The organism is Mesorhizobium sp. (genome assembly GCF_024509055.1).
Taxonomy (GTDB): Bacteria; Pseudomonadota; Alphaproteobacteria; order Rhizobiales; family Rhizobiaceae; genus Mesorhizobium.
The window spans coordinates 1-25,517 of sequence record NZ_JANINM010000255.1 but is presented as its reverse complement, the minus strand read 5'-3'; the positions used below and the strand labels follow the sequence as shown (position 1 = coordinate 25,517).

At 65.6% G+C, this 25,517-nt stretch carries 32 protein-coding genes and 1 pseudogene; 21 read left to right on the top strand and 12 right to left on the bottom strand.

The annotated features are described in order from the left end of the window. Positions 1 to 46 precede the first annotated feature (46 nt). Together Q0L57_RS12465 and Q0L57_RS12460 are read left to right on the top strand one after the other, a co-directional pair. A complete protein-coding gene (locus tag Q0L57_RS12465; protein ID WP_296743043.1) occupies positions 47 to 418 on the top strand; it encodes an endonuclease domain-containing protein in 372 nt (123 codons plus the stop codon). A 217-nt stretch (positions 419 to 635) separates the two neighbouring features. Beyond that, positions 636 to 1,007, top strand: a complete 372-nt coding sequence (locus Q0L57_RS12460) for a hypothetical protein (RefSeq protein ID WP_296743041.1) — start codon at positions 636 to 638, stop codon at positions 1,005 to 1,007. Positions 1,008 to 1,059: 52 nt separating this feature from the next. Here Q0L57_RS12460 and Q0L57_RS12455 read toward each other — a convergent pair whose 3' ends face one another. Both Q0L57_RS12455 and Q0L57_RS12450 read right to left on the bottom strand, forming a co-directional pair. After that, positions 1,060 to 1,404, bottom strand: coding sequence for an antibiotic biosynthesis monooxygenase (locus Q0L57_RS12455; RefSeq protein ID WP_296743040.1), 345 nt, complete (start codon positions 1,402 to 1,404; stop codon positions 1,060 to 1,062). Beyond that, positions 1,401 to 1,769: an NIPSNAP family protein gene (locus Q0L57_RS12450; protein WP_296743038.1), complete on the bottom strand. Its 369-nt coding sequence runs from the start codon at positions 1,767 to 1,769 to the stop codon at positions 1,401 to 1,403. Before Q0L57_RS12450 ends, Q0L57_RS12455 begins: the two co-directional genes overlap by 4 nt. A 168-nt stretch (positions 1,770 to 1,937) precedes the next feature. Here Q0L57_RS12450 and Q0L57_RS12445 point away from each other — a divergent pair, with 168 nt between their 5' ends. Next, positions 1,938 to 2,612 carry a winged helix-turn-helix domain-containing protein gene (locus Q0L57_RS12445; protein WP_296743037.1) on the top strand — a complete coding sequence of 225 codons (675 nt, stop codon included), beginning with the start codon at positions 1,938 to 1,940 and terminating at the stop codon, positions 2,610 to 2,612. Between the two features lie 197 nt (positions 2,613 to 2,809). Here Q0L57_RS12445 and ligD read toward each other — a convergent pair. Next, positions 2,810 to 3,664 (bottom strand): annotated as a pseudogene (gene ligD, locus Q0L57_RS12440) (non-homologous end-joining DNA ligase); the annotation flags it as partial. A 418-nt stretch (positions 3,665 to 4,082) separates the two neighbouring features. Here ligD and Q0L57_RS12435 point away from each other — a divergent pair. The 5 genes from Q0L57_RS12435 to Q0L57_RS12415 all read left to right on the top strand — a co-directional run bounded on the left by Q0L57_RS12435 (position 4,083) and on the right by Q0L57_RS12415 (position 8,331). After that, a complete protein-coding gene (locus Q0L57_RS12435; protein WP_278232566.1) occupies positions 4,083 to 4,229 on the top strand; it encodes a hypothetical protein in 147 nt (48 codons plus the stop codon). A 176-nt stretch (positions 4,230 to 4,405) separates the two neighbouring features. Further along, complete coding sequence (locus Q0L57_RS12430) at positions 4,406 to 4,858, top strand: thiol-disulfide oxidoreductase DCC family protein (protein WP_296743033.1); 453 nt, start codon at positions 4,406 to 4,408, stop codon at positions 4,856 to 4,858. Positions 4,859 to 4,871: 13 nt separating this feature from the next. Continuing rightward, positions 4,872 to 6,581: an SDR family oxidoreductase gene (locus Q0L57_RS12425; RefSeq protein ID WP_296743031.1), complete on the top strand. Its 1,710-nt coding sequence runs from the start codon at positions 4,872 to 4,874 to the stop codon at positions 6,579 to 6,581. A 126-nt stretch (positions 6,582 to 6,707) separates the two neighbouring features. Next, entirely contained in the window at positions 6,708 to 7,073 is a 366-nt protein-coding gene (locus Q0L57_RS12420; RefSeq protein ID WP_296743029.1) for a YciI family protein, read from the top strand. Between the two features lie 10 nt (positions 7,074 to 7,083). Then, entirely contained in the window at positions 7,084 to 8,331 is a 1,248-nt protein-coding gene (locus Q0L57_RS12415; protein WP_296743027.1) for a DUF6596 domain-containing protein, read from the top strand. 12 nt (positions 8,332 to 8,343) lie between these two features. On the opposite strand, the gene Q0L57_RS12410 is transcribed toward Q0L57_RS12415, so the two are convergent. After that, positions 8,344 to 8,973: a glutathione S-transferase family protein gene (locus Q0L57_RS12410; protein WP_296743025.1), complete on the bottom strand. Its 630-nt coding sequence runs from the start codon at positions 8,971 to 8,973 to the stop codon at positions 8,344 to 8,346. A gap of 147 nt (positions 8,974 to 9,120) precedes the next feature. Then, complete coding sequence (locus tag Q0L57_RS12405; RefSeq protein WP_296743023.1) at positions 9,121 to 9,543, bottom strand: MarR family winged helix-turn-helix transcriptional regulator; 423 nt, start codon at positions 9,541 to 9,543, stop codon at positions 9,121 to 9,123. 57 nt (positions 9,544 to 9,600) lie between these two features. On the opposite strand from Q0L57_RS12405, the gene Q0L57_RS12400 reads away from it, so the two are divergent. After that, positions 9,601 to 10,374, top strand: a complete 774-nt coding sequence (locus tag Q0L57_RS12400; RefSeq protein WP_296743022.1) for an alpha/beta hydrolase — start codon at positions 9,601 to 9,603, stop codon at positions 10,372 to 10,374. A gap of 21 nt (positions 10,375 to 10,395) precedes the next feature. On the opposite strand, the gene cysK is transcribed toward Q0L57_RS12400, so the two are convergent. The 5 genes from cysK to hrcA all read right to left on the bottom strand — a co-directional run bounded on the left by cysK (position 10,396) and on the right by hrcA (position 15,071). Further along, positions 10,396 to 11,376 (bottom strand): cysteine synthase A, encoded by a 981-nt coding sequence (cysK, locus tag Q0L57_RS12395; protein ID WP_296743020.1) that lies wholly within the window; start codon positions 11,374 to 11,376, stop codon positions 10,396 to 10,398. A gap of 189 nt (positions 11,377 to 11,565) precedes the next feature. Further along, entirely contained in the window at positions 11,566 to 12,183 is a 618-nt protein-coding gene (locus Q0L57_RS12390; RefSeq protein WP_296743019.1) for a LysE family translocator, read from the bottom strand. 105 nt (positions 12,184 to 12,288) lie between these two features. Next, positions 12,289 to 13,638, bottom strand: a complete 1,350-nt coding sequence (locus Q0L57_RS12385; RefSeq protein ID WP_296743017.1) for a sorbosone dehydrogenase family protein — start codon at positions 13,636 to 13,638, stop codon at positions 12,289 to 12,291. A 119-nt stretch (positions 13,639 to 13,757) separates the two neighbouring features. Beyond that, complete coding sequence (locus tag Q0L57_RS12380; protein ID WP_292580748.1) at positions 13,758 to 13,955, bottom strand: hypothetical protein; 198 nt, start codon at positions 13,953 to 13,955, stop codon at positions 13,758 to 13,760. A gap of 33 nt (positions 13,956 to 13,988) precedes the next feature. After that, positions 13,989 to 15,071: a heat-inducible transcriptional repressor HrcA gene (gene hrcA / locus Q0L57_RS12375; RefSeq protein ID WP_296743015.1), complete on the bottom strand. Its 1,083-nt coding sequence runs from the start codon at positions 15,069 to 15,071 to the stop codon at positions 13,989 to 13,991. Between the two features lie 153 nt (positions 15,072 to 15,224). On the opposite strand from hrcA, the gene rph reads away from it, so the two are divergent. From rph to Q0L57_RS12345, 6 genes are all read left to right on the top strand, one after another. Beyond that, positions 15,225 to 15,941, top strand: coding sequence for a ribonuclease PH (gene rph / locus Q0L57_RS12370; protein WP_296743013.1), 717 nt, complete (start codon positions 15,225 to 15,227; stop codon positions 15,939 to 15,941). A 181-nt stretch (positions 15,942 to 16,122) separates the two neighbouring features. Beyond that, positions 16,123 to 16,533, top strand: coding sequence for a VOC family protein (locus Q0L57_RS12365; RefSeq protein ID WP_296743011.1), 411 nt, complete (start codon positions 16,123 to 16,125; stop codon positions 16,531 to 16,533). Continuing rightward, positions 16,533 to 17,195, top strand: a complete 663-nt coding sequence (gene rdgB / locus Q0L57_RS12360; RefSeq protein WP_296743009.1) for an RdgB/HAM1 family non-canonical purine NTP pyrophosphatase — start codon at positions 16,533 to 16,535, stop codon at positions 17,193 to 17,195. Before Q0L57_RS12365 ends, rdgB begins: the two co-directional genes overlap by 1 nt. Continuing rightward, complete coding sequence (hemW, locus tag Q0L57_RS12355) at positions 17,192 to 18,364, top strand: radical SAM family heme chaperone HemW (protein WP_296743008.1); 1,173 nt, start codon at positions 17,192 to 17,194, stop codon at positions 18,362 to 18,364. The genes rdgB and hemW overlap by 4 nt, the downstream gene beginning before the upstream one ends. A gap of 94 nt (positions 18,365 to 18,458) precedes the next feature. Further along, the gene (locus Q0L57_RS12350; RefSeq protein WP_296743006.1) at positions 18,459 to 18,779 is read left to right on the top strand and encodes a hypothetical protein; all 321 of its coding nucleotides are present in this window, start codon (positions 18,459 to 18,461) and stop codon (positions 18,777 to 18,779) included. 27 nt (positions 18,780 to 18,806) lie between these two features. Continuing rightward, on the top strand, positions 18,807 to 19,127 hold the full coding sequence (locus Q0L57_RS12345; RefSeq protein WP_296743005.1) for a low molecular weight protein tyrosine phosphatase family protein: 321 nt from the start codon (positions 18,807 to 18,809) through the stop codon (positions 19,125 to 19,127). Between the two features lie 223 nt (positions 19,128 to 19,350). Here Q0L57_RS12345 and Q0L57_RS12340 read toward each other — a convergent pair whose 3' ends face one another. Further along, positions 19,351 to 19,539, bottom strand: coding sequence for a hypothetical protein (locus Q0L57_RS12340; protein WP_296743003.1), 189 nt, complete (start codon positions 19,537 to 19,539; stop codon positions 19,351 to 19,353). A 207-nt stretch (positions 19,540 to 19,746) separates the two neighbouring features. Between Q0L57_RS12340 and rsmI the strand changes: the two genes are divergently transcribed. After that, positions 19,747 to 20,643 (top strand): 16S rRNA (cytidine(1402)-2'-O)-methyltransferase, encoded by an 897-nt coding sequence (gene rsmI, locus Q0L57_RS12335; protein ID WP_296743002.1) that lies wholly within the window; start codon positions 19,747 to 19,749, stop codon positions 20,641 to 20,643. After that, positions 20,636 to 21,013, top strand: coding sequence for a YraN family protein (locus tag Q0L57_RS12330; RefSeq protein WP_296743000.1), 378 nt, complete (start codon positions 20,636 to 20,638; stop codon positions 21,011 to 21,013). Before rsmI ends, Q0L57_RS12330 begins: the two co-directional genes overlap by 8 nt. Positions 21,014 to 21,106: 93 nt before the next feature. Here Q0L57_RS12330 and Q0L57_RS12325 read toward each other — a convergent pair whose 3' ends face one another. Then, positions 21,107 to 21,913: an undecaprenyl-diphosphate phosphatase gene (locus tag Q0L57_RS12325; RefSeq protein ID WP_296742999.1), complete on the bottom strand. Its 807-nt coding sequence runs from the start codon at positions 21,911 to 21,913 to the stop codon at positions 21,107 to 21,109. 209 nt (positions 21,914 to 22,122) lie between these two features. Between Q0L57_RS12325 and Q0L57_RS12320 the strand changes: the two genes are divergently transcribed. From Q0L57_RS12320 to Q0L57_RS12305, 4 genes are all read left to right on the top strand, one after another. Further along, a complete protein-coding gene (locus Q0L57_RS12320) occupies positions 22,123 to 22,815 on the top strand; it encodes a glutathione S-transferase family protein (protein WP_296742997.1) in 693 nt (230 codons plus the stop codon). Beyond that, positions 22,796 to 23,947 (top strand): tRNA epoxyqueuosine(34) reductase QueG, encoded by a 1,152-nt coding sequence (gene queG / locus Q0L57_RS12315; protein ID WP_296742996.1) that lies wholly within the window; start codon positions 22,796 to 22,798, stop codon positions 23,945 to 23,947. Before Q0L57_RS12320 ends, queG begins: the two co-directional genes overlap by 20 nt. After that, positions 23,947 to 24,852, top strand: a complete 906-nt coding sequence (locus Q0L57_RS12310; protein ID WP_296742994.1) for an SDR family oxidoreductase — start codon at positions 23,947 to 23,949, stop codon at positions 24,850 to 24,852. The genes queG and Q0L57_RS12310 overlap by 1 nt, the downstream gene beginning before the upstream one ends. A gap of 118 nt (positions 24,853 to 24,970) precedes the next feature. Beyond that, on the top strand, positions 24,971 to 25,517 hold a 547-nt coding region (locus Q0L57_RS12305; RefSeq protein WP_296742993.1), incomplete at its 3' end, for a penicillin-insensitive murein endopeptidase.

Here is a 25,517-nt window from a genome sequence, read left to right as displayed (position 1 = left end):
CGGAGTGGGAGTTGGAGGGGGTTGCCAAGATGAACTACGTTGCGCCATGCCGCACCAGCCCGTAACCCCGGCCAAACGAAACTTCGCACGCGCGATGCGCCGCGGGCCGACAGACGCGGAGAATCGCCTGTGGCAGGAACTGCGTGGCCGCCGTCTTGACAACATCAAGTTTCGCCGACAGGTGCCGGTCGGCAAGTACGTGGCCGATTTCCTCTGTGCCGAGTCCAGGCTCATCGTCGAAATCGACGGCAGCCAGCGTGCGGAATCGCGCCACGATCAGCAGCGGGACGCCGATCTGAAGGCGAGGGGATTTCGCGTGCTTCGCTTGTGGAACGACGACGTCATGAAAGACCTGAGCGCGGTTTGCGACACCATCATTGCTTATGTCAGGGACGAAAGTCTGCAGCCCTGGCGGTGATCCGGGTCAAGCGTCCTGCCAAGCTGGAGCACCCCTCATCCGTCTCGGGGCTGAGCGCCGAGCCACCTTCTCCCACAAGGGGAGAAGGGGGAAGGCGCTTCCGATGCCCCCAAAATCAGTCAGCGATTTGTCGCCAGCCGCCCTTTAGCGTCCGCGCGCCACATGCCATATGATCGCGCCGTCGGCCGAGGGGGCCGATTCCTGATCGGGAGTTTCCATGTCCATCCTTACCGTGCGCCGGCTTGCCGCCGCGTTTTCGCTTGCCGTCCTGTTCGCGCCTGCCGCCCATGCCGGCGACGTCACGTTCCGGATCAAGAACAGCCACCCCAACGCCATGCGCCTCGAGCTCTACAGCCAGAACCGCGACTATGTCTGGCCGGGCAATGGCAAGGATTTCTACCTCGACGACGGCGAGACCAAGGAGCTGCCGATCTCCTGCAACGAAGGCGAGTCGATCTGCTACGGCGCCTGGGTCGACGGCGACGAAAGCACCTATTGGGGCGTCGGCCCCGGCAACAAGGAAAAATGCGAGGACTGCTGCTACACCTGCAGCGGCGGCCAGACCGAGGAAATCAATCTGGCGCAGTAACGCCGGCGCCCGGTTCCTGCTTTTCTAGGCTCCGCCGACGAGGCGGAGCCTTTCAGCCGTTCACGGCGCGGCTGTCGCCCGGCGCCTCGGCCCTTTCATTCAGGCCATAGTCGCGCACGACATGGGCGATGCGCAGACGATAGCCGGCAAAGATTCCGCCACGCCCCGCTTGCTGCGCCTGGCGGTGCTCCTCGGTGTTGCGCCAAGCCTTCACCGCTTCCTCGTCGCGCCAGAAGGAGAGCGAGAGCACGCGCTTCGGGTCCGTGAGGCTCTGGAACCGCTCGACCGAGATGAAGCCGTCGATGCCGTCGAGCAGCGGCCGCAGATTGGCGGCGATGCCGAGATAGGCATCGCGCTTTCCTTCAGCCGGCTCCACCTCGAAGATGACTGCGATCATCTCTCAACTCCCTCCCTGACGGTCACGTCGGTGCGAAAAACCTGCCTCGGGCCATGCGGGCCGGAAACCAGCTTCAGGAAGGTGCGATCCTCCTTGAGGATGAATTTCTCGCGGCGCGCGAACTCGTAGTTTGCCTTGCCGGCGGGGTCGGCGGCAAGCCGGGCGCGATAGGCTTCGTAGGCGGCAAGGCTTTCGATGTTGTAGGCGGCGTAGGCGGTGGTAGCCGAGCCTTCATGCGGCGCGAAGTAGCCGATCAGGTCGGCGCCGCAGCGCGGGATCGCCTGGCCCCAGGCGCGCGCATATTGCTCGAACGCCGCCTTGCCGAACGGGTCGATCTCGTAGCGGATGAAGCAGGTGATGGTCATGCCGGTTCTCCTCGTCTTGTCGGGTTGGCGACGATGGTTCGACCGCTGTCGAAACATCGCTTGCGCCATTGTGCTAGGCATTCTCCTGTCAGGAGGGTTTGCCGCGCTGCTTGAGCTGACCCGAGATTAGTGCTTCCCTGGCAGGAATGCTTCCATGGAGATCGAACCATGCGTGAAGGACCTGATATCGCCCGCATCGCCAGCCTGGTCGGAGACCCGGCGCGCGCCAACATGCTCAACGCGCTGATGGGCGGCACGGCGCTGACGGCGACGGAGCTGGCGCTGGAGGCCGGCGTGTCGCTGCCCACCGCTTCCTCGCACCTGTCGAAACTGATGGATGGCGGGCTGCTGAGCGTGGCCAGCCAGGGCCGGCATCGCTATTACGGCCTCGCCAGCCCGCAGGTCGCGGGCATGATCGAGGCGATCATCGGCGTGGCGGAAGCCGTCGGTCCGAAGCGGGTGCGGCCCGGTCCGCGCGACGCGGCGATGCGGGTGGCCCGCGTCTGCTACGATCATCTGGCCGGCGAGCAGGCGGTGGCGATGCTCGACCGGCTGTTCGACAGGAAGCTGCTGCTGCGCGAGCATAACGAGATCCGGCTAGCGCCATCCGGCGCTTCGCATTTTTCTGCGCTCGGCATCGAGGTCGACGGCAAGGCCAGGCGGCCGGTGTGCCGCGCCTGCCTAGACTGGAGCGTGCGGCGCTCGCATCTCGCCGGCACGCTGGGCGCCGCCATCCTCGACAAGATCATCGCCGAGAAATGGGCGCGGCGCGAAAAGGACAGCCGCGCCGTGGTGTTCTCGCCGAAGGGGAAGCAGGAATTCGAGCGGGTGTTTCTGGCGTAGTCCTTCGAGGCCGGCGCGAGGCACCCCCCTCTGCCCTGCCGGGCATCTCCCCCTCAAGGTGGGAGATTACGTGCGCAACCGCTTTCGCCAATCTTCGACGCTGCAAGAATGGTCGAGGCGCGGAAACTGCTGATCTCCCCCCTTGAGGGGGAGATGGCCGGCAGGCCAGAGGGGGGGCTGTCCCTCGGCAGTGAAAATCACCCCCGCTGCAGCGCCTTACCCAGCTCGAAGAAATCCGCCCAGGGGTCGGCCTTCTTCAATTCCGCCAGCGTCGTCTCGTCGCCGATCGGGAAGGCGTTCGGCGGCACGCCTTTTTCAAGCTCCGCCCATGTCACCGGCATCGACACCGTGGCGCCCTTCTTGGCGCGTGAGGAGTAGGGGGCGACGGTGGTGGAGCCGCGGCCGTTGCGCAGATAGTCGACGAAGATCTTGCCCGTGCGCGCCTTCTTCGACAGCGTCGCCGTGTAGCGGTCGGGCGCGGCCTGCTCCAGCGCGCGGGCGAAATCATGGGCGAAGCCCTTGACGTCGTCCCAGTCCGCCGAGGGCTTGAGCGGCACCAGCACGTGATAGCCCTTGCCGCCGGAGGTCTTGACCAGGTTGGGCAGCGACAGCTCGTCCAGCCGCGCATGGATGTCGAGCGCCGCCTCGCGCACCCGGTCGACATCGACGCCTTCGTCGGGATCGAGGTCGAAGACGACCTGGTCGGGCTTTTCAAGGGCGTCCATGGTGCAGCCCCAGATGTGGACCTCGACCACGCCGTACTGGACAAGCGCCGCAAGCCCGTCGAAATCCTCGATGAACAGGATCTCCTCGCCGCCGGCCGGGTCCTTCATCCTGGCGATCCTGTCGCTCATGCCGTGCGAGGCGTGTTTCTGGAAGAAGCGCGGCCCGTGGATGCCGTCCGGCGCGCGCACGAGACTCAGCGGCCGGTTGACGACGAACCGCTCCATGCGCGGCCAGACTCGAGCATAGTGGTCGAGCAAGTCCTGCTTGGTCACCTGCTCATCAGGCCACAGCAGCTTGTCTGGATGAGAGAGCTTCACCGAGGTGCTCGCCAGCGGATCGGCTGTCGATGCCTTCGCCTTTTCCCGCACGACTTCCTCCGTCGCTGCACGGCCCCGTCGATACCTACCATGTCGACCGGCAGCGGCCAACGGGGCGGCTCTGGTCAACGTTGCGATGCCCGGAGCGTTCCAAGCGGCCACGCAACGATATTTTCCCGTGCCTTTCGATCGTGAAACAGAAGCGCGCCCAAGCGACATCGAGGCGAAACATATGTGATGCAAAAGTCACAGCGGCCGAAATGGCGACAAATGGCACGGAAACACCCCGAATCAGCCGCATTCCGGCCACGAAGCAACGGGTTTCGGACCAGAAATTAACATCGCGTTCACCGACTATTCACGCCTCGACGCTATGCTCGCGGACAGCTCGGAAGGGACATCCGAAAGCGGGACAGGGACAGGTAAAATGAACTTCTGGAACCACATCGCCGGCTACGCCGCCGCCATTCGCGAATTCGTCGCGCCGACCTATCGGCCGGAGCGCTACTACATGCGCGGCCCAGGCCCGGCCTGCGCGCGCCGCGGCAATTCCCTCGGCGTCGGCACGCACTGACCATGCAGCCGAGCCGCCACGACAGCCGGGTCTGCAAGCCGGCTAGCGATTATCGCACGACGACCTATCGCGACGAACGTCCCGCGGTCGCCGACAGCAGGCGTGCGACAACGCCGCGACTTTGACGCCGCCGCCGGCTGGTCTAGTGTCGAGGGACACTCGCAGCCGGGGCCATCATGACCGACCTGCCTGAACCCGACCGTCCGCTCCACCAGCCGCAAATCCACGACGCCCGCCAGCCGCTGATCGTTTTCGACGGCGTCTGCGTGTTCTGCTCGGGCTTCGTCCAACTGGTCGTCAGGCTCGACCGCGACAAGCGCTTCCGCTTCGCCACCGCGCAGTCGCCGTTCGGCGAGGCGCTGTTCCGCCGATACGGGCTGCCGACCGACAATTACGAAACCAATCTCGCCATCATCGACGACGCGCCCTTCACGCGCCTCGACAGTTTTGTCGCGGTCATGGCCGCGCTCGGCTGGCCGTGGCGGGCCGCCAAGGCCTTGCTGCTCTTGCCGCTGCCGCTGCGCGACTGGCTTTACGACCGCGTCGCCAGGAACCGCTATGCGCTGTTCGGCAGGAAGGACAACTGCGAGGTCCCGTCCGCCGAATTGCGACAGAGGCTGATCGGCTAGACAGGGGGTGCGGATGAGGCTTCTGATCGTCGGCGGCTACGGCACCTTCGGCGGCCGCATCGTGCAGTTGCTGCAGAGCGAGCCGCGCCTCACCCTGATCGTCGCCGGCCGCTCGATTGCCAGGGCGGAGACCTATTGCGGCAACCGGCGCAATGCCAAAGCCGTGCTCGTGCCGGCGCTGTTCGACCGCGACGGCGATCTTCGTGCGCAACTGGCGACCCTGCGGCCCGACATCGTCGTCGATGCCAGCGGCCCGTTCCAGGCCTATGGCGAGGGATGCTACCGGTTGATCGAGACCTGCATCGGCGAACGCATCGGCTATCTCGACCTCGCGGACGGCTCCGACTTCGTCGCCGGCGTGGCGGGTTTCGACGCCGCCGCGAGGGCGGCCGGTGTTTTCGCGCTGTCGGGCGTGTCGAGCTTTCCGGTGCTGACCGCCGCCGTGGCGCGACGGCTGGCATCGGACATGGCGCGCGTCGACAGCATCCGCGGCGGCATCGCGCCGTCGCCCTTTGCCGGCGTCGGCGAAAACGTCATCCGCGGCATCGCCAGCTATGCCGGGAAGCCGGTGCGGCTGGTGCGCGACGGCCAGCCGGCCGAAGGCCGCCCGCTCACCGAACAGATGCGCTACACCATCGCGCCGCCGGGCCGCGTGCCGGTGCGCAGCACGCTGTTTTCCCTCGTCGACGTGCCCGACCTGCGCGCGCTGGCCGCGCTGTGGCCGCAAGCAGGGACCATCTGGATGGGCGCCGGGCCGGTGCCTGAGGTGCTGCACCGGGCGCTGATCGGCCTGGCCTGGCTGGTCCGCGCCGGCCTGGTCCGTTCACTGTCGCCGCTGGCGCCGTTGATGCACTGGGCGAGCAACCGGCTCGCCTGGGGCGAGCATCGCGGCGGCATGTTCGTCGAGGTCGCCGGGGTGGACAAAAGCGGCAAGCCTGCGAAACGATCCTGGCACCTCCTGGCGGAAGGCGATGACGGACCGCTGATCCCGTCCATGGCGGTCGAAGCGATCGTGCGCAAGACGCTTGCCGGCCAGACGCCACCGCCCGGCGCGCGCGCCGCGGTGCGCGACCTGGAGCTTGAGGACTACGAGGCGCTGTTTGCCAGCAACACGATCCACACCGGCTTCCGCGACGATGTCGACGACGGCAAGGCGCTTTATCCCGCCCTGCTCGGCGATGCCTGGGAGAGCCTTCCCGCAGAGATCCGGAACATGCATGAGGGCGCCCCGACGGCGGAGGGCCGCGCCAGTGTCGAGCGCGGGAACGGTGTCCTTAGCCGGCTGGCGGCGTGGCTGGTGGGTTTTCCCACCGCAGCGACCGATATTGCGGTCAAGGTGCGCTTCGACAGCGACGACCAAGGCGAAACCTGGACGAGAAGCTTTGGCACGCGCAGCTTTTCAAGCCGGCAATTCGCCGGGCGCGGCCGCTCGGACCGGCTGCTCTGCGAGCGCTTCGGACCGCTCGATTTCGTTATGGCCCTAGTGGTTCGGGGAGACCGGCTGAGCCTCGATCTGCGCCGCTGGAGCTTCCTGGGCCTGCCGCTGCCGATGTGGCTATGCCCGCGCTCGACATCCTATGAGAGCGTCGAGGACGGCCGCTTCCGCTTCCATGTCGACATCTCGCATCCGCTCACCGGGCCGATCGTGCGCTATCGCGGCTGGCTGGTGCCGGCTTCGCGTCAAGCGGTGCCGGAAAGACCCGAGCCGGCGCTCACCGAGTGACGAAGCGTCCTTGCGCGACAGGCGGCAAGGGGTGAAAATTTTCGCGGAGCCTGTCGAAATCGGCGATGGCCGCTCGACATAGGTCGGCCCGCGACGACGCGGCCTTCGAGAAACGGGAGAAGACCCATGCGATACATGCTTTTGATCTACAATGACGAGGCCGCGATGGCGAGCACGCCGCGCGACCAGATCGAACAGACCCTCGCCGCCTACGGCGCCTACACCGAAGCCCTGAAGAAGTCGGGCGCATGGCTCGCCGGCGACCGGTTGCGGCCGACCCAGGCGGCCACCTCGGTGCGGATGGCCAATGGCAAGACCAATGTGCTCGATGGCCCTTATGCCGACACCAAGGAGCAGCTTGCCGGCTTCTACATGATCGAAGCGACGGACATCGACACGGCCATCGAATGGGGCGCGCGTTGTCCGGCGGCCAGCACAGGCACGGTCGAGGTGCGGCCTATCTGGGAAATGACCGAGTATTTGCCCGGCTAACAACGTTCCGATGAATGGTCGCTCGGAAATGGCGCGGGCGGCGGCGGAGGCGGCCGCCCGTCAGAGTTACGGCAAGCTGGTCGCCTGGCTCGCGGCTCGCATGCGCGACGTCGCCGGCGCGGAGGATGCATTGGCGGAAGCCTTCGCGGCCGCGCTGGAGCGATGGCCGAAAAGCGGCGTTCCCGAAAAACCGGAGGCCTGGCTGCTGGCGGTGGCGCGCCGCCGCGACGTCGACGCGGTGCGGCGGCGACTGACCGGGGAGGCGGCCCGCGACCACCTGCAGCTGATCGCCGAAGAGGTGGAGGCGCGCGTGACGAATGACGATTTGCCCGACGAGCGGCTCAGGCTGATGTTCGCCTGCGCCCATCCGGCGATAGAGGCCAGCGTGCGCGCGCCGCTGATGTTGCAGACGATCCTCGGCTTCGACGCCGCCACGATCGCCTCGGCCTTCCTGGTGTCGCCGGCGACGATGGGCCAGCGCCTGGTGCGCGCCAAGACCCGCATCCGCGAGGCGGGCATTCCCTTCCGCGTGCCGGAGCGGGCCGAACTCGGCGAGCGGCTCGACGCCGTGCTGGAGGCGATCTACGCCACTTTCGCCGAGGGCTGGTCCGATCCGGCCGGCACCGAAACGCGGCGCCGCAACCTCGCCACCGAAGGCATCTGGCTCGGCCGCGTCGTGGCGTCCCTGATGCCGGGCGAGCCGGAAGCATTGGGACTTCTCGCATTGATGCTTTTCGCCGAGGCGCGGCGGGCGGCACGGCGAAACGCCGAGGGGGACTTCGTGCCGCTGGCTAGGCAGGACACCACGCTCTGGGACGACAGGCTGATCGACGAGGCGGAAGCCCTGCTGGGCAGCGCCGCGACGAAGGGAATGATCGGCCGCTACCAGCTGGAAGCCGCCGTGCAGTCGGCGCATACGGCACGACGACGGAGCGGGCGCACCGACTGGGCGGCTATCCGCCAGCTTTACGACGCGCTGCAGGCCGTCGCCGGCTCACCGGTGGTGGCGATCAACCGGGCCGTCGCCATCGCCGAAGACGAAGGCGCGGCGGCGGGCCTTCCGGCACTCGATGCGATCGGCGACGACAGGCGGCTTGCCGAATACCAGCCCTACTGGGCCGCTAGGGCCGACCTGCTGGCGAGGTTGGGCAGAACAGCCGAAGCCGCCGGGGCCTATGACCAGGCAATCGGGCTCGAGCGTGATGCCGCCTTGCGCCGTTTCCTGCAGGGGGAAAGGGCGAAGCTCGTCAAAAACTGAGAAGGCCCGCGCCTACTCCTGTGGCCACATCTCATGCGACGCATTGAGCTTCCGCATCAACTCGTGCTGGCGCAACTTGCTCCACAGCCTTTCGATGTTCGGCCAGGCCATGCGAGCCCTCTCGGTGTCGGGATGCCACGCGGCCAGCATGACGAGGTAGACGTCCGCCAGCGACAGCGTTTCGCCCGCCAGCCAGTCCCGGCCGGCGAGCGCGTCGTCGACGATGGCGAAGCCGCGATCCATTTCCGCTATCGCCGCCTCTTTCACCGACCGCACGCCCTCGGCGTCGGATGTGTAGCGATGGGCGTAGTAGAACCTCAGGACCGCCGGGTAGAGCACCGACGACATGAAGGCCATCCAGCGCAGGAAATCGGCACGCGCCGCCGACCCGGGTTCGGGCGCGAGAAGCGCTTGCGGGTGGCGCTCGGCGAGCAGGATGCAGATCGCCGCCGATTCGGTGATCGAACGGCCGTCCGGAAGCGTCAGCACGGGGACCTGGTTCAGCGGGCTGATGGCATGGAAAGCCGGGTCGGGCGGGTCCTTCTTCGGCACGTCGACCTGATCGAAAGGCACGCCGGCCATGGCAAGCGCTGCCTCGACCACGAAGCCGCCGCTGCCAGGCCGCGTATAAAGCTTGTACATGGAAATCCTCCCGCTGGCCGTTTCTCTCAGGCCGGCGGCGATATGAGCCGGAAGCAAGGGTCAGCTCAAGGTGTCGGTGGCAGCCAGCCCAAGCTTTCCAGCGGTCCAGCGTGCCGGGCGGCTTCGTGCGCAGCCTATGCGGCGCCGTCAGTCGCCCAAGCCATGCTCCAGCATCTTGTCGAGCAGCCGCTTCAGCGTTCCGCGTTCGGATTCGTCAAGGGGCGCGAAGGATCTGGTGAACACGGCGAGAACGCGCTCACGTCCGTCGCTTAAGAGAGCTTCGCCCGATGGCGTCAGGCGATGGGCGTTGGCGCGGCCTGGGCCAACCTGCCGCTCCACCCAACCCTGGCGGATCAAGCGGGTCGTCAGCGTGCCGAACGCCTGATCTGAATTGAATGTCAGCTCCGCAAGGCGATGCATCGTGGCGCCAGGGTTGCGATCGATCTCGCGAAGGGCATTCCACTGAACCAGGCTGATGCCCAGCCCGGCCAAAACCCCGTCGAGCGCGCGGTGGTGGCGATGCTGGAGCTTCTTGATCGAAAGGGCGAGCGTTTCAGGTGAGTTTGACATATCAATAAATTTATATAAGGATGTTTATATAGTCAAGTCGAAACGGAGGTCGAAACCATGCCGAAGCAACGCTTGAGCCTGTTGGCCGGAACCATACCCTTGGCGATCTCGGACGAAGGCAAGGTACGAACCTTCCTGCTTCTGCATGGAGGCGCCGGGGCCGGCTCGATGGCGGGTCTGGCGCAGGCGCTGGCAAGAAGCGGTCGCGCCATCGTGCCGACGCATCCGGGCTTCGACGGCGAGCCAAGGCCGGAAGCCTTTTCCAGGATAGCCGACCTGGCGCTCGCCTATCTCGCCCTGATCGATCGGCTCGACCTGAAGGATGTCGTCCTCATCGGCAATTCCGCCGGCGGCTGGATCGGCGCCGAGATGGCGCTGCGGAACTCACCCTCGATCGCCGGGCTGATCCTTCTCAATGCGGTTGGGATCGATCCGGACCCGGCGGGGCAGCCTATCGTCGACCCGACGACCTTGCCGCCCACGGAACGGGCGGCTTTCGCCTTTCACGATCCGCAACGCTATGCACTGGCGCCAGCAGGTCCGGACGCCATCGCCACGATGGCGGAGAACCAGCGCAACTTGCGGCTCTATTCCGGCGAGCATTTCATGCACGACCCGGCTCTCAGAGCGCGGCTGGCGCGGATGCCGGTTCCGGCCGCCGTCGTATGGGGAGAGAGCGACCGCATCGTGGATATCGGCTACGGCCGGCGCTACGCCGACAGCATCGCCGGCGCCGAGTTTCACGGGATCGCCGAGGCCGGACATTTTCCGCATGTGGAGCGGCTCGACGCGGTGGTTGGCCTCGTCGAGCGCTTCGCCGGCAGGCTGTGACGCCTGCCGCCCCTTTGTGCGTCAGGCGCCGAGCCCGTCGAACAGGACCGTCGACAAATAGCGCTCGGCGAAGGACGGGATGACGACAACAAGGTTCTTGCCCTTGTTCTCCGGCCGCGAGCCGACAACGACCGCCGCCTGCAGCGCGGCGCCCGAGGAGATGCCGACCGGCACGCCTTCAAGGCGAGCGACGAGCCGCGCATTGGCGACCGAATCCTCGTTCGAGACGCGGACAATTTCGTCATAGATCGTGGTGTCGAGGATTTTCGGCGCGAAGCCGGCGCCGATGCCCTGGATCTTGTGCGGGCCGGGCTGGCCGCCAGAGAGCACCGGGGAAGCCTCCGGCTCGACGGCCACGACATGCAGCGCGGGCTTGCGCTTCTTCAGCACCTGGCCGACGCCGGTGATGGTGCCGCCAGTGCCGATGCCGGCAACGAAGATGTCGACCTCGCCATTGGTGTCGTTCCAGATCTCCTCGGCCGTGGTGCGGCGATGTATCTCCGGATTGGCCGGGTTCTCGAACTGTTGCGGGATGATGGCATTGGGAAGCGTTGCGGCAAGCTCGTCCGCCTTGGCGATGGCGCCCTTCATGCCTTTCGGCCCCTCGGTCAGCACCAGCTCGGCGCCGAGCAGCGCCAGCATCTTGCGGCGCTCGACCGACATGGTCTCCGGCATGGTCAGAATGAGCTTGTAGCCCTTGGCGGCGGCGGCGAACGCCAGCGCGATGCCGGTGTTGCCGGAGGTCGGCTCGATCAGCGTGGTCTTGCCGGGCGAAATCTTGCCGGCTTCCTCCAGCGCCTCGATCATGGCGACGCCGATGCGGTCCTTGACCGAGGCGATCGGGTTGAAGAATTCGAGCTTGGCCATGACATTGGCGACGATGCCCTTTTCCCTGGCGAACTTGTCGAGCCGCACCAGCGGAGTGTCTCCAATCGTCTCGGTGATCGAATTGAAGACGCGGCCCCGGCCGGGCACGCGCGCGGAGGTGACGGGCTTGTTCATTGGTTTCGCTCCCAAGGCAAAAGGCGACAGGCAAACAGAATAGGGTTTTCAGCCGCGCAAGATAGGCCGGCGGCCGAAAATATCCGAGTGGGCCGGTTGCTCAAAACCAGGCCATGCCGGAAATGCATTTTCCGGATCGGTCCGTTTGCGGAATGATTTGGCGGACGCGGTCGCCGGGGAGGTCGAGATTTATTGGCGCGCGGCGATTGCCGCCGCCGCCCCCACCATGAAGCCGGCCGCGGTGCGGTTGAGCGCCTTCAGCGCGCGCGGCGACTTCAGGAACCAGCGCGCCTTGGCGGCCAGCGCCAGGTAGGGCACCAGCACGACGAAAAGCACGGCGACGGTGATCGCGACAAGGATGCCGTAGTCGGCCAGCGTGATCGTCTTCAGGTCGACGATGGTTGGGGTGATGGCAAGGTAGAAGATCATCGTCTTCGGGTTGCCCAGCGTCAGCGTCAGGCCGGCGACGACATTCGCCACGAAGCCGCCCTTGCCCTTGCGCGCCTCGATCGTCTCAGGAGAGATGCCGCCGGTCCAGAAACGCCAGGCGAGGAAGGCGAGATAGGCGACGCCGGCCCATTTGATGGCGAGGAAGACCATGCCGAAGCTCTGCGCGACGAAGGCGAGGCCAAGCACCACAGCGGTGAGATAGGTGATGTCGCCGAGCATCAGACCGAAGGACATGGCGAGCGCCGAGCGGAAGCCCGAGCCCAATGCACGCGCGACAAGCGCGGTGACGCCGGGCCCTGGAATGGCGGCGGCCACGCCGAGGGCAGCGCTGTAGGCGAGAAATCCGGTGACTGTCATGATTTCGATCCTGGATCGGGACGACTTTTTTGCACAAATCCGAGCCGGGATGAACTCCCCGAGAGCTGGATTCGATTGCGCCAGCCGCCACACGGTCACCGCGCGTCAGGACGGACCATCGCCATGCGTGATGCGCCAGATGGTGCCGTTGCCGTCCTCGGTGACGATCAGCGCGCCATCCTTCGCCACCGCGACACCAACCGGCCGTCCCCAGACCTCGTCGTCGGAGACGACGAAGCCGGTGGCGAAATCGTCATACTCGCCAGTCGGCTTGCCGTCCTTGAATCTTAGCCTAACCACCTTGTAGCCGGTGCGCAGATTGCGGTTCCAGGAGCCATGCAAGGCGACGAAGGCGTCGCCCTTGTACTCGGCCGGGAAATTGCCACCGTCGTAGAAGGCGATGTTGAGCGGCGCCGAATGCGCCTGCACGAGCACGTCCGGGATCGTGACCTTGCCGGCCAGATCGGGCCGCGCGCCTTTGTGGCGCGGGTCCTCATTGTCGCCGACATAATACCAGGGCCAACCGTAGAAAGCGCCGTCCTTCACGCTCGTCGCATAGTCGAAAGGTACGTTGTCGCCGAGCTCGTCGCGCTCGTTGACGACGCACCAGAGCGCGCCCGTCGCCGGCTGCACCGTCATGCCGGAGCAGTTGCGCAGGCCGGTGGCGACCGTTCGGCGGTTCTTGCCGTCCGGATCGAAAGCGAGCACGTCGGCGCGTCCGGCCTCCGAACCCCAGGCCGCACCCAAAGGCTGCGCCTTCGCCCACGCGTCGAGGCCGCCCTTCGGCTTGGCGCCCATATCCTCTGCGATGTTCGAGCCGGAGCCGACCGACAGGTAGAGGGTCTTGCCGTCGGGCGAGAAGGCGATGTCGCGCGTCCAGTGATGATTGGCCGGTATCTTTTCGACGATGGTTTCCGGTTTGCCGGAGGCCTCCATATCGCCATCACGATAGGAGAAGCGGACGACGCTGTTGCTGTTGGCGACATAGACCCATTGCGGCTTGTCGCCCGGCGGATAGAAAGCGATGCCATAGGGCCGGGTGAGGCCCTTGGCGAAGACAGATTTCTCAGCCGGTTTCGCACTGCCTTGCGCCAGCCGGTAGACCCGGACCTGGTTTGACATGCTGTCGGCGACGAAGAGATCGCCGTTCGGCGCCACGCGCACGACGCGCGGATTGCCTATGCCGGAAGCAACCAGCTCGACGGTGAAGCCGGCCGGCACCTTCGGCTTGGCGCCTTCGGGGCGATCGCCGACGCTGGGGCCGTTCGAAGCGGATTCAGTGGCATAGGGCTTCGGCAAATCGTCCGGCTTGATGAGGCGTCGCACGCCGGGATGGTCCGCCTTCCAGTCGCCAAAGGCCTTTTCACCGGTCAGCAAGGGCTGATCCGCCTGTTGGGCGAAGGCAGTGGTGGCCAGAAACAGAGCGAGACCCGCGTAGCCGGCAATCCGCAACATGCTGTCCTCCGTCGTTGCCGACGCGCTGGTTCGGCCGGCGCCGGCGAACAAGCGATATTGGGCAGACGCTCTAAAAGAGAAGCGCCAGCACGCAGATTTGACGTGAGGGCGCCAGCAACTCAGTTCTCTTCGACGTCGAGGTCGTCGTCGAGCTGCTTTTCCAGCGCGACGAGGTCGGCCGGCAAAGGCAGGCCCATTGCCCGCATTTCCCTGAGCTTCTCGCGCAGCTGCTCCTGTATCTCGTGCTCGTCCTCGGGCTGGTTGACCATCTCCTCGAGCAGCAGGCTGATCTGAGCCTTCAGCGATTCAAGCGCCATTTTTCCACCCTCCTTGCGGCAATTCCCGCCAGCTCACCTCAACATGCGCGAGATCAGCTGGGCGGTGTAGTCCACCATCGGCACGATGCGGGCATAGTTCAACCGCGTCGGCCCGATGACGCCGAGCGCTCCGATGACGCGGGCGTCCTTGTCGCGATAGGGCGCGACGACCAGCGACGAGCCGGACAGCGAAAACAGCTTGTTTTCCGAGCCGATGAAGATGCGCACGCCAGGCCCTTCCTCGGCGAGGTCGAGAAGCTGCAGCAGCCCGTCCTGCGTTTCCAGGTCCTCGAAGAGATGGCGCAGCAATTCGAGATCGGCCTGGGCGGTGACATTTTCCAAAAGGTTGGCGCGGCCGCGCACGATGAGGCGCGCCGGCAGGCCGCTGTCGGCGCCGGCCCATACAGCGAGGCCCTTCTCCACCAGTTCCTGGGACAGCGTGTCGAGGGCCGCCCTGGTCTCGTCCTTGATACGGGCGATCTCGACCCGCGCCTCGGCGAGCGTGCGGCCGCGAATATGCGCGTTGAGGAAGTTGGAGGCTTCGTGCAGCTGCGAGACGGTGATGCCGGCGGGGATGTCGACCACGCGGTTCTCGACATCGCCGCTCTGCGACACCAGCACTGCCAGCGCCTTGGTGGGCTCCAGCTGGATGAATTCGATGTGCTTCAGCCCCACCTCGTTCTTGGCGGCGAGCACGAGCCCGGCGCCGCGCGACATGCCGGACAGCATCTGACTGGCCTCGGTCAGCATATGCTCCAGCGTGGCGCCCGAACCGGAGGCGCGCACCTGCGCCTCGATCACGCGGCGTTCGTCGTCGGAGAGGTCGCCGAGCTCCATGAAGGCGTCGACGAAGAAGCGCAGGCCGGTCTGCGTCGGCAGGCGGCCGGCCGAGATGTGCGGGGCGTAGATCAGTCCCAGATGCTCGAGGTCGCTCATCACGTTGCGGATGGTGGCCGGCGAGAGCGAGGAGGGCATGATGCGCGACAGGCTGCGCGAGCCCACCGGCTCGCCGTCGCGCAGGTAGGAGTCGACGATCCGCCTGAAAATGTCGCGCGAGCGCATGTCAAGCGATTGCAATACGGGCGACTGCGACGTTGGATCGACTGCCTTGTTCATCCGAACCAAGAACCTCCGCTAGAAAAGATATAGACTCCAACCCCTCCGGCGCAACCCGGTGCCGCGTTCGGCCATCCAGCCATTTTCCTTTGCGCCGTGCGCCGCATGCGTCTACAAGCCGCCGACAAATCCAAAAGAACAGAAAGAGCCGTTATGCGCCCCTCCAAACGCCAAGCCGACGAAATGCGCGCCATCTCCTTCGAGCGCGGCGTCTCCAAGCATGCCGAAGGCTCGTGCCTGGTGAAGTTCGGCGACACGCATGTGCTGTGCACGGCGAGCCTGGAAGAAAAGGTGCCGGCCTGGATGCGCAATTCGGGCAAGGGCTGGGTGACGGCCGAATACGGCATGCTGCCACGCTCGACCGGCGAGCGCATGCGGCGCGAGGCGTCCGCCGGCAAGCAGGGCGGCCGCACGCTGGAGATCCAGCGGCTGATCGGCCGTTCGTTGCGCGCCGTGGTCGACCTGCAGGCGCTGGGCGAGCAGCAGATCACCGTCGACTGCGACGTGATCCAGGCTGATGGTGGCACCCGCACCGCCTCGATCACCGGTGGCTGGGTGGCGCTCCATGACTGCCTGCGCTGGATGGAAGCGCGCCAGATGGCCAGCGTCTCCAAGGTGCTGAAGGACCATGTCGCGGCGATCTCCTGCGGCATCCATGACGGACAGCCGGTCATCGACCTCGACTATCTCGAGGATTCCTCCGCCGGCACCGACGCCAATTTCGTCATGACCGGCAAGGGCGGCATCGTCGAGATCCAGGGCACCGCCGAAGGCGAGCCGTTTTCGGAAGAGCAGTTTTCAGCGCTGATGGGCCTCGCCAAGAAAGGCATTTCGCGGCTGGTGAGTCTGCAGCAGATGGCGGTGGCGTAGGATTTCGAATGCCGAGCCTGGGCACCCCCCTCTGGCCTGCCGGCCATCTCCCCCTCAAGGGGGGGGATTGGATGTCAGCTTGGGCTTCGCCAATCTCCAACGTAAGATGTGCGGCGGCATCAAAACCGCCAATCTCCCCCCTTGAGGGGGAGATGCCCGGCAGGGCAGAGGGGGGCGCCTCGTGACGCCCTCCGGAATTCTCGAATCGGCCCTCTACGTCACCGATCTCAGTGCCGCCGAAGCTTTTTACCGCGACATCATCGGCCTCGAGTTGCTGGGCAAGGTCGAAGGCCGCCACGTCTTCTTCCGCTGCGGCAGCGGCGTGCTGCTGCTCTTCAACGCGGAGGCGACCAGAATTCCGCCTGCGCCGGACGCCAGGCTGAAGGTGCCGCCACATGGCACGGCAGGCGAGGGCCATCTCTGCTTCGCGGCAAGCGCTGACGAGATCGCCAACTGGCGCAAGCATCTCGCGGCAAAGAATGTCGCCATCGAAAGCGATTTCGAATGGCCGCAGGGCGGCCACTCGATCTATATCCGCGACCCGTCAGGCAATTCGATCGAGTTTGCCGAGCCAAGGATCTGGGGTTTTTGATGCATTCGCTCAACGGACAGAAGATCGTCGTCGCCAGCCACAATGCCGGCAAGCTGCGCGAATTCGCCGACCTGATGGCGCCGTTCGGCTTCGAGGCGAAGTCGGCCAGGGAATACGGTCTGCCGGAGCCGGACGAGACCGGCACCACCTTCGAGCAAAACGCCTATATCAAGGCCCATGCGGCGGCGAAGGCGACCGGCCTGCCGGCGCTGTCTGACGATTCCGGGCTCTGCGTCGACGCGCTCGATGGCGCGCCGGGCGTCTACACCGCCAACTGGGCCGAGAAGCCGGACGGCAGCCGGGATTTCGGCATGGCCATGCAGAAGACCGAAACGGCGATGCAGGACGTCGGCGCGGCCGAGCCGGAGCAGCGCACCGGCCGCTTCGTCGCCGTCATCTGCCTGGCCTTCCCGGACGGCGATGCGGAATATTATCGCGGCGAGGTCGAAGGCACGCTTGTCTGGCCGCCACGCGGCACGCTCGGCTTCGGCTATGACCCGGTGTTCCTGCCCAACGGTTTCGACAAGACCTTCGGCGAGATGAGCGCCGAGGAAAAGCACGGCTGGAAACCCGGCCAGGCGACTGCCTTGTCGCACCGGGCGCGCGCGTTCCAGAAATTTGCTGAGGCGCGGCTGCATATGGTCGCCCCAGGGCCGGCATGACCACGGTGACGATGCCGCTCGACCGCAGCCCCGGCTTCGGGGTCTACATCCATTGGCCGTTCTGCGCGGCCAAATGCCCTTACTGCGACTTCAACAGCCATGTCCGCCACCAGCCGGTCGACCAGGAGCGTTTCGCGCGCGCCTTCGAAACCGAGTTGGCGACCATGCGCGCCCGCACTGGGCCGCGCGAGGTGACCAGCATCTTCCTCGGCGGCGGCACGCCGTCGCTGATGAAGCCGGAAACGGTCGCGGCTGTGCTGGACGCCGTGGCGAAGAACTGGACGGTGCAGGCGGGCATCGAGGTGACGCTGGAGGCTAACCCTTCCTCGGTCGAGGCGGAGCGCTTTCGCGGCTACCGGGCGGCCGGCGTCAACCGGGTCTCGCTCGGCGTGCAGGCGCTGAACGACAAGGACCTGCGCTTCCTCGGCCGGCTGCACAATGTCGAGGAAGCGCTGCATGCCATCGGGCTGGCGCGCGAAATCTTTCCCCGTCTGTCCTTCGACCTGATCTACGCGCGGCCGGGGCAGACGCCGGAAGCGTGGGAGGCAGAGCTGGAACAGGCGATCGGCTATGCCGTCGACCATCTGTCGCTCTACCAGTTGACCATCGAGGAAGGCACGCCCTTCCACGCGCTTTACGCGGCACGGAAATTCACGTTGCCCGACAACGACCACGCCGCCGACCTCTACGCGCTGACGCAGGCGGTGACGGCGGCGCACGGGCTGCCGGCCTACGAGATTTCGAATCACGCCCGTCCGGGCGCGGAAAGCCGGCACAATCTGACCTACTGGCGCTATGGCGAATATGTCGGCGTCGGACCGGGGGCGCATGGCCGTTTCGTCGAGAGCGGCCGGCGCACGGTCACGGTCGCGGAAAAGATGCCGGAGACCTGGGCCAACCTGGTCGAGGCCAAAGGCCATGGCGTCACCGGCGGCGAGATCCTGACCCGTGGCGAAGAGGCCGACGAGTTCCTGCTGATGGGGTTGAGGCTGGCGGAAGGCATCGACCTTCAGCGCTACGAGACGCTTGCCGGCCGGAGCCTTTCAACCAAGAGGCTCTCGGTGCTGCAGGAAGAAGGGCTTGTGGCGCCGGTCGGCAATGCCCGGCTCCGCGCCACGAGCGCCGGCATGATCGTGCTCGATGCGGTGGTGGCGGATCTGGCCAGGTAAGGCAACAGCCAACGGATTTATCAGTCTGGGCAATGATGTTAGCTATTTGGCCGCCTAGCCGAATGCCATTGCCCTGCATCCAATGGAACCTGCAATGAAGTTCCTGATCCATGAGACGCTGCGAACCTTAAACACGGATGATGTTTTTGAGTTTGGATTGACCGAGGTCTCGAAATCTCGTGAGTATCCCGATTTCTATGAAGCATTAATAGTGTTCGTCAGAAACCAAAAAACGAAAAAGCATAAGACATCCGGCTTGAGCGAGTTCGACGTTGTGCGTAACTTTATGACTTACGTAGGGATAAATTTGAGGGCTGTCGCAAAAGACGATTCGATAGAATTTGACTTGAATGGACTTACTCTCGATCAATACTTACCAATGAACAAAACGATACGAGATATCTTCGATGAGTAATCGCGTCTGTCACGATCGCCTGATGCCTTGAAGAACGTCCTCTTCGTCTGCAGCCAGAACCGGCTGCGCAGCCCGACGGCGGAGCAGGTGTTTTCAAAGCGCCGCGACATCGAGGTCGAATCGGCCGGCACCAATCACGACGCCGACAATCCGTTGACGCACGAGCTGGTCGCCTGGGCCGACATCATCTTCGTCATGGAGAAGGCGCACCGCGCCAAGCTGCAGAAGAAGTTCCGGTCGAGCCTGAAGGGCGCCCGGGTGATCTGCCTCGACATCCCCGACGATTATGCTTTCATGGACCCGGAACTGGTGCGGCTGCTGGAAGTGAAGGTGTCGCGATACCTCTGAAGGCTGCGGCGATCCCCAGCGCGTTCGTCATTCTCGGGCTTGACCCGAGAATCCATGCCGTGACCTGTGCGGAGGGCGCAGCGGGACAGGATCTGCACCGCTGGCGGAACGTCGGATGTAACGGCATGGATTCCAGGATCTGCGCGCGTCGCTTCGCTCCTTGCTTCGCCCTGGAATGACGAGGGGAGAGTGATCTTCGCCACTTACGCAGGTCGAGGACGCTTTAGGCGTCGTGCTTCTGGCGGTGCTTGCCGCGGTTCTTCTCGCCATGCGCCTCGCCGGTGCGGGCCGGCTTCACATCGACCTTGTCGCGGCGTGCGCCTTGCTGCATGGCGATGGCGTGTGGTGGGATGCCCTCGCGGGCGGTTTTGGTTTCAAGTCGGCTGATGAAGATGTCGAAGCGATTGGGCATCGTCCGGTCCTGCCTCCTCCGGGGAATCAGGGGTTAAATCCGCCTGTAGGGGTTTCGTTCCTCACTGTGGCGAAGGCATGGCGAATTCCTTACATCGACCTCACGTTTTGCAACCGGGCGTGAGCCATGCCAAAAGCCTTTGTTCTTGTGCAATTCCGGGCAGAAAAGTTGGCGCTTGCTGGAATTGCCGAGCGCGGAGGGTGATCCTTGACTAGCGACAAACGCAGCTATGTGATCGGGCAGACCGAGATGCCGGCAAGGCCGTTGGAGCCGGCGCTCTATCTGGTGGCGACGCCGATCGGCAATCTCACCGACATCACGCTGCGCGCGCTGGAGACGCTGGCCGCCGCCGACGTCCTCGCCTGCGAGGACACGCGCGTTTCGCGCGTGCTGCTCGAACGCTACGGCATCCGCCGCCGCACCACGGCCTATCATGAGCACAATGCCGGCGAGGCCGGGCCGAAGCTGATCGAGGCGCTTGCTGCCGGACAGAGCGTGGCGCTGATTTCGGATGCGGGCACGCCGCTGGTCTCCGACCCCGGCTACAGGCTGGTCGGCGAGGCGCTGGAGCGTGGCATCCGCGTCGTTCCCATACCCGGACCGTCGGCGGCGCTCGCGGCGCTGACCGCTTCGGGCCTGCCGTCGGATGCCTTCCTGTTCGCCGGCTTCCTGCCCGCCAAGGCAGGGCAGCGGCTGACCAAGCTGGAAAGCTTCAAGGGAGTGCCGGCGACACTGATCTTCTTCGAGTCGCCGCGCCGGCTGGCGGAGACGCTCGGCGCGATGGTCGAGGCACTGGGCGGCACGCGAAAGGCCGCGATCGGACGCGAGCTCACCAAGGCCTTCGAGGAGATGCGCACGGGCACGCTCGCCGAACTGGCCGATCATTATGCGGCGGCCGACACGCCGAAGGGCGAGATCGTCATCTGCGTCGGCCCCCCGGAAGCCGCTGAGGAGCAGCCGGCGGACATCGACCGGCTGCTGTTGTCGCTCGCCGCCGAAATGCCGGCCTCGAAGGCAGCGGCGGAAGCGGCGAAGATGACCGGTGGCCAGAAACAGGCGCTCTACAGGCGCCTGCTGGAGCTTAGGGAAGGCGACGGTGGCTAAACGTTCGGCCGGCCATCGTCGAAAAGCCTATCAGCGCGGCCATCGCGGCGAATGGCTTGCAGCGCTGGCGCTGATGCTGAAGGGCTACCGCATCCTTGCCCGCCGCCACCGCACCAAGCTCGGCGAGATCGACCTCATCGCAAGGCGTGGTGACCTCGTGCTGTTCGTCGAGGTCAAGGCGCGCCGCACGCTGATGGAGGCGATGGAAGCGATCGGCCACGAATCGGAGCGCCGCATCGAAGGAGCAGCCGATCTCTGGCTGTCTCGCCAGCCGGATTACGGGCGGCTTTCGATGCGCTTCGACATGGTAGCGGTGCTGCCCTGGCGCTGGCCGGTGCATGTCGAGAACGCGTTTTATGGGAGGAATTGAGTATCTCCCCTCGTCATCCACGGGCGAAGCAGCCGCGAAGCGGCGTCGCGGAGACCCCGAGGATGACGAAGGCGCGGAGGCAAGGGCCTGCACTCACCCCCAGACCGTCAGCGCCGCCAGCCCGACGATGCCGACCACGAGCCGCCACCAGCCGAACAGCGAGTAGCCCTTGCGCGAGACGTAATCGAGCAGGTACCGCACCACGAACAGCGCGGTGACGAAGGCGGCGACGAAGCCGACGGCGATGATCGGGACGTCGGCCGAGGTCAGCACGTTGCGGTTCTTGTAAAGGTCGAAGGCGAAGGCGCCGACCATCGTCGGCATCGCCAGGAAGAAAGAAAACTCCGCTGCCGCCCGCTTGTCGACGCCCATCAGCAGCGCGCCGACGATGGTCGAGCCGGAGCGCGAGGTGCCCGGGATCAGCGACAGGCACTGAAACAGGCCGATCTTCAGGTAAAGGCCGAGCGGGAAGCGCTCGACGTCATGGAAGACCGGCTTGAGGTTCATCCGGTCGACGACCAGCAGCACCACGCCGCCGATGATCAGCATGATGCAGATCAGGCGGGGCGATTCGAACAAAATCGTCTTGATGAAATCATGCGCGAGTGCGCCGATGACCGCCGCCGGCAGGAAGGCGAGCAGGATGCCGATGACGAAATGCCTGGTCTGCGGGTCGCTGGGCAGCTTGATGAGCATCTGCCAGAGCTTGCTGAAATAGACGCTGAGGATGGCCAGGATGGCGCCGAGCTGGATCAGGATCTCGAAGGCCTTGCCGGTCGATTCGAAGCCGAGGAAGTGGCCGGCGAGCAGGATATGACCGGTAGAGGAAACCGGTATGAACTCGGTCAGCCCCTCCAACAGGCCAAGCAACAGCGCTTCGACGATGGTCTGGCTTTCCATGGCAACCTCAGCTTTCGAATGACGGCCAGAGCATGACGCCGAAAAGTGTGACGCGGTTTTCGGACGACATCATGCTCCAGGCAAAGGGGCTTGCTTGTCATGGGGCGGAAGTCCCCCTATAGGTCGCAACACCATGACGGCCCCAGGAATCGGGCGGCCAAGACTTACCGGCGCCACTGGCGATTCGCCAGTGCTAGTATCGCGGAACCATGCTGACGCTTTTCCACCACCCGATGTTCGCAACCTGCCGCTTCGTCCGCCTCGCCTTTGGCGAGTATGGCGAGGAGCTGGCCCTGATCGAGGAGAAGCCGTGGACGCGGCGCAAGGAGTTCCTGGCGCTGAACCCGGCCGGCACGCTGCCGATCCTGCTTGCCGAAGGCGACGTGCCGATCGTCGGCGCCATGGTGATCGCCGAATATCTCGACGAGACGCGGGGCGTGCTGAAACGCGAAAGGCGGCTGTTCGCGGAAGACCCGATGCAGCGCGCCGAAATCCGCCGGCTGACCGACTGGTATCTGGCGAAGGCCGAAAGCGAAGTCACCCGCCACCTGGTGCGCGAGCGCGTGCTGAAGCCGGTGATGCCGGAAACGGCGGGCGGCGGCTCGCCGGACTCGGCGGCGATCCGCGCCGCGCGCGCCAACATCCGCCAGCACATGAAATACACCAACTGGCTGGCCGGTACCCGCCATTGGCTGGCCGGCAACAAGGTGACCTATGCCGATCTCGCCGCCGCGGCGACGCTTTCGGTGCTAGACTATCTGGGCGAGATCGACTGGCGCGAGCATACCGCGGCGCGCGAATGGTACACGCGGGTGAAGTCGCGCCCGTCCTTCCGGCCGCTGCTTTCCGACCGTGTGCGCGGCCTGTCGCCGGTGTCGCATTATGCGGACCTCGACTTCTGAGAAGCTGCGCGCGCTGATCGACGCCGAGGCGCGGCGCGCCGGCTTCGACGCCGTCGCGGTGACCAGCCCGGACGCCATCCCCTTGGCGCCGGCGCGACTTGCCGAATTCGTCGCCGACGGTTTCCATGGCTCGATGGACTGGATCGCCGAGACGCTCGAGCGACGGGCCGAGCCCTCGACGCTATGGCCGGAGGTGCGTTCCATCGTCGTGCTCGCGATGAATTACGGCCCGGACCACGACCCGCGCGATATCCTCGAAAAGCACGATCGCGGCGCGATCTCGGTCTATGCAAGGAATCGCGACTATCACGAGGTGATGAAGGGGCGGCTGAAGGAGATCGCCGGCAAGATCGTCGCGCGCGCCGGCGGCGACGTGAAGGTCTTCGTCGACACCGCGCCGGTGATGGAAAAGCCGCTGGCGGAGGCCGCCGGACTTGGCTGGCAAGGTAAGCACACCAACCTCGTCAGCCGCGCGCATGGCTCCTGGCTGTTCCTCGGCACCATCTTCACCACCGCCGAGCTTGAGCCCGACGCGCCGGAGATCGACCATTGCGGCTCATGCCGCGCCTGCCTCGATGCGTGCCCGACCGACGCCTTTCCGGCGCCCTACCGGCTCGACGCGCGGCGCTGCATCTCGTACCTGACCATCGAGAACAAGGGGCCGATCCCGCGCGAATTCCGCGAAAAGATCGGCAACCGAATCTATGGCTGCGACGACTGCCTGGCCGCCTGCCCGTGGAACAAGTTCGCGCAAGCCGCCTCGGAGGCCAAGCTCGCCGCGCGCGACGACCTGCGCGAGCCGGCCTTGTCGGAGCTGTTGCGGCTCGACGACGCGGCCTTCCGCTCTTTCTTCTCGGGCTCGCCGGTCAAGCGCATCGGCCGCGACCGCTTCGTCCGCAACGTGCTGACCGCAGCCGGAAATTCCGGCGATGCTTCGTTGGCCGACATCGTGCGCGGTCTGCTCGGCGACCCATCGCCCTTGGTGAGGGGTGCGGCAATCTGGGCCCTGTCGCGGCTGCTCTCCGGCGACGAATTTGGCGACCTTGCCGCCGCCGCTTCGAAAACCGAAGCCGATGCAACGGTTCTCGACGAGTGGCACGCGGGCTTGCGTAATTCCGCAGAGGTTCATTGATGGGCGAAAGACGCTTTTTCATCTTCGGCGCCGGCTATTCCGGCAAAGCCTTTGCACGAGGCAACGAGCAGGGCGCGTCGATCATGGGTACCACTCGTTCGCCGGAAAAGTTCGAGGCGCTGCGCGGGGCAGGTATTCAACCGGTGCATTTCGAAGGATCGCTGACGGCCGAGATCGGCGAGGCGCTTCGACATACGACGCATATGATCGTCTCCGTCGCTCCCGACGAAGCCGGCGATCCGGTGCTGAACGCGGTCGGCGATGCGATCCGGGCCAACATGCCGGCGCTCGAATGGATCGGCTATCTCTCGACCGTTGGCGTCTATGGCGACCATGGCGGCGCCTGGGTGGATGAGACGGCCGAATGCAAGCCGGTGTCGAAACGCTCGGTGATGCGGGTGGCAGCCGAACGGGAGTGGCTCGAACTCGGGCAAGAGACAGACCATGCGGTAGCGGTCCTGCGGCTTTCCGGCATCTACGGTCCAGGCCGCAACGCGCTGGTCAATCTGGAGGAAGGCACCGCGCGGCGGCTGGTCAAGCCGGGACAGGTGTTCAACCGCATCCATTGCGACGACATCGCCGGCGCGCTCTGGCACCTGGCCGACAGGAACCTCGGCGGCATCTTCAACGTCACCGACGACGAGCCGGCGCCGCCGCAGGATGTCGTCGCCTATGCCGCAAGGCTGATGGGCATTGAGCCGCCGCCGGAAATTCCCTTCGAGACCGCCCAACTTTCGCCCATGGCGCGCTCCTTCTATGGCGAGAACAAGCGCGTGGCCAACGCGGCGATCAAGGCGGCCGGCTACCCTTTCCGCTATCCGAACTATCGGGTGGCGCTGGAGAGGATGTGGAGCGACGGCAACTGGCGGGACGGGGCGCCACGCAGCCCGATGAAACGCCCATGACCGAGGCCGCGCGCGCCGTGATATGATTCGCGCGCCTAGAGCATGATGTCGCCCGAAAACCGCTTCACACTTTTCGGCATCATGCTCTAGCGCATTGACTGGAGGGGGACCCGGCCTGATGACGTTGCGATCTCTGCCCGACAGGAAGCCGTTCCTGACCGCGGTGCTTGCGCTGCTGACGCTGACCGCGGTGGCGGCCGGCGCTATCTCCGCCGATCAGAAGGCAAAGGATCTGTTCGGCGCCAAGAAGCTGCCGGCCGTGGCGCCGGCGCAATCCTTCGGCTTCTATTCGAAAGGCTGCTTCACCGGCGGCGTCGCGCTGCCGCTGGACGGCCCGACCTGGGAAGTGATGCGCCCGTCGCGCAACCGCCGCTGGGGCCATCCGGCAATGATTGCGCTGATCGAGAAACTGTCGCGCGACGCCGTGGCCGACGGCTGGCCGGGCCTGCTGATCGGCGACGTCGCGCAGCCGCGCGGCGGACCGATGACGACCGGCCACGCCTCGCACCAGATCGGCCTCGACGCCGACATCTGGCTGACGCCGATGCCGAGCCGCCCACTGACGATGGCGCAGCGCGAGAGCATGAGCGCCACCCTGATGGTCGACGAGAAGACGCATCTGGTGAAGGACGCGCTGTGGACGCCGGCGCATACGCGGCTCTTGA

Excerpts from the sequence above, each read along its gene's own strand:
- Q0L57_RS12400 (WP_296743022.1), top strand. The coding sequence starts at position 9,601 with ATGCCGAAGCAACGCTTGAGCCTGTTGGCCGGAACCATACCCTTGGCG.
- Q0L57_RS12405 (WP_296743023.1), bottom strand. The coding sequence starts at position 9,543 with ATGTCAAACTCACCTGAAACGCTCGCCCTTTCGATCAAGAAGCTCCAG.
- rdgB (WP_296743009.1), top strand. The coding sequence starts at position 16,533 with ATGCATTCGCTCAACGGACAGAAGATCGTCGTCGCCAGCCACAATGCC.
- Q0L57_RS12435 (WP_278232566.1), top strand. The coding sequence starts at position 4,083 with ATGAACTTCTGGAACCACATCGCCGGCTACGCCGCCGCCATTCGCGAA.
- Q0L57_RS12350 (WP_296743006.1), top strand. The coding sequence starts at position 18,459 with ATGAAGTTCCTGATCCATGAGACGCTGCGAACCTTAAACACGGATGAT.
- Q0L57_RS12385 (WP_296743017.1), bottom strand. The coding sequence starts at position 13,638 with ATGTTGCGGATTGCCGGCTACGCGGGTCTCGCTCTGTTTCTGGCCACC.
- Q0L57_RS12425 (WP_296743031.1), top strand. The coding sequence starts at position 4,872 with ATGAGGCTTCTGATCGTCGGCGGCTACGGCACCTTCGGCGGCCGCATC.
- Q0L57_RS12340 (WP_296743003.1), bottom strand. The coding sequence starts at position 19,539 with ATGCCCAATCGCTTCGACATCTTCATCAGCCGACTTGAAACCAAAACC.
- rph (WP_296743013.1), top strand. The coding sequence starts at position 15,225 with ATGCGCCCCTCCAAACGCCAAGCCGACGAAATGCGCGCCATCTCCTTC.
- Q0L57_RS12390 (WP_296743019.1), bottom strand. The coding sequence starts at position 12,183 with ATGACAGTCACCGGATTTCTCGCCTACAGCGCTGCCCTCGGCGTGGCC.
- hrcA (WP_296743015.1), bottom strand. The coding sequence starts at position 15,071 with ATGAACAAGGCAGTCGATCCAACGTCGCAGTCGCCCGTATTGCAATCG.
- cysK (WP_296743020.1), bottom strand. The coding sequence starts at position 11,376 with ATGAACAAGCCCGTCACCTCCGCGCGCGTGCCCGGCCGGGGCCGCGTC.
- Q0L57_RS12465 (WP_296743043.1), top strand. The coding sequence starts at position 47 with ATGCCGCACCAGCCCGTAACCCCGGCCAAACGAAACTTCGCACGCGCG.
- Q0L57_RS12380 (WP_292580748.1), bottom strand. The coding sequence starts at position 13,955 with ATGGCGCTTGAATCGCTGAAGGCTCAGATCAGCCTGCTGCTCGAGGAG.
- Q0L57_RS12415 (WP_296743027.1), top strand. The coding sequence starts at position 7,084 with ATGAATGGTCGCTCGGAAATGGCGCGGGCGGCGGCGGAGGCGGCCGCC.
- Q0L57_RS12410 (WP_296743025.1), bottom strand. The coding sequence starts at position 8,973 with ATGTACAAGCTTTATACGCGGCCTGGCAGCGGCGGCTTCGTGGTCGAG.
- queG (WP_296742996.1), top strand. The coding sequence starts at position 22,796 with ATGCGGACCTCGACTTCTGAGAAGCTGCGCGCGCTGATCGACGCCGAG.
- hemW (WP_296743008.1), top strand. The coding sequence starts at position 17,192 with ATGACCACGGTGACGATGCCGCTCGACCGCAGCCCCGGCTTCGGGGTC.
- Q0L57_RS12310 (WP_296742994.1), top strand. The coding sequence starts at position 23,947 with ATGGGCGAAAGACGCTTTTTCATCTTCGGCGCCGGCTATTCCGGCAAA.
- Q0L57_RS12455 (WP_296743040.1), bottom strand. The coding sequence starts at position 1,404 with ATGATCGCAGTCATCTTCGAGGTGGAGCCGGCTGAAGGAAAGCGCGAT.
- Q0L57_RS12320 (WP_296742997.1), top strand. The coding sequence starts at position 22,123 with ATGCTGACGCTTTTCCACCACCCGATGTTCGCAACCTGCCGCTTCGTC.
- Q0L57_RS12420 (WP_296743029.1), top strand. The coding sequence starts at position 6,708 with ATGCGATACATGCTTTTGATCTACAATGACGAGGCCGCGATGGCGAGC.
- Q0L57_RS12445 (WP_296743037.1), top strand. The coding sequence starts at position 1,938 with ATGCGTGAAGGACCTGATATCGCCCGCATCGCCAGCCTGGTCGGAGAC.
- Q0L57_RS12450 (WP_296743038.1), bottom strand. The coding sequence starts at position 1,769 with ATGACCATCACCTGCTTCATCCGCTACGAGATCGACCCGTTCGGCAAG.
- Q0L57_RS12430 (WP_296743033.1), top strand. The coding sequence starts at position 4,406 with ATGACCGACCTGCCTGAACCCGACCGTCCGCTCCACCAGCCGCAAATC.
- Q0L57_RS12460 (WP_296743041.1), top strand. The coding sequence starts at position 636 with ATGTCCATCCTTACCGTGCGCCGGCTTGCCGCCGCGTTTTCGCTTGCC.
- Q0L57_RS12325 (WP_296742999.1), bottom strand. The coding sequence starts at position 21,913 with ATGGAAAGCCAGACCATCGTCGAAGCGCTGTTGCTTGGCCTGTTGGAG.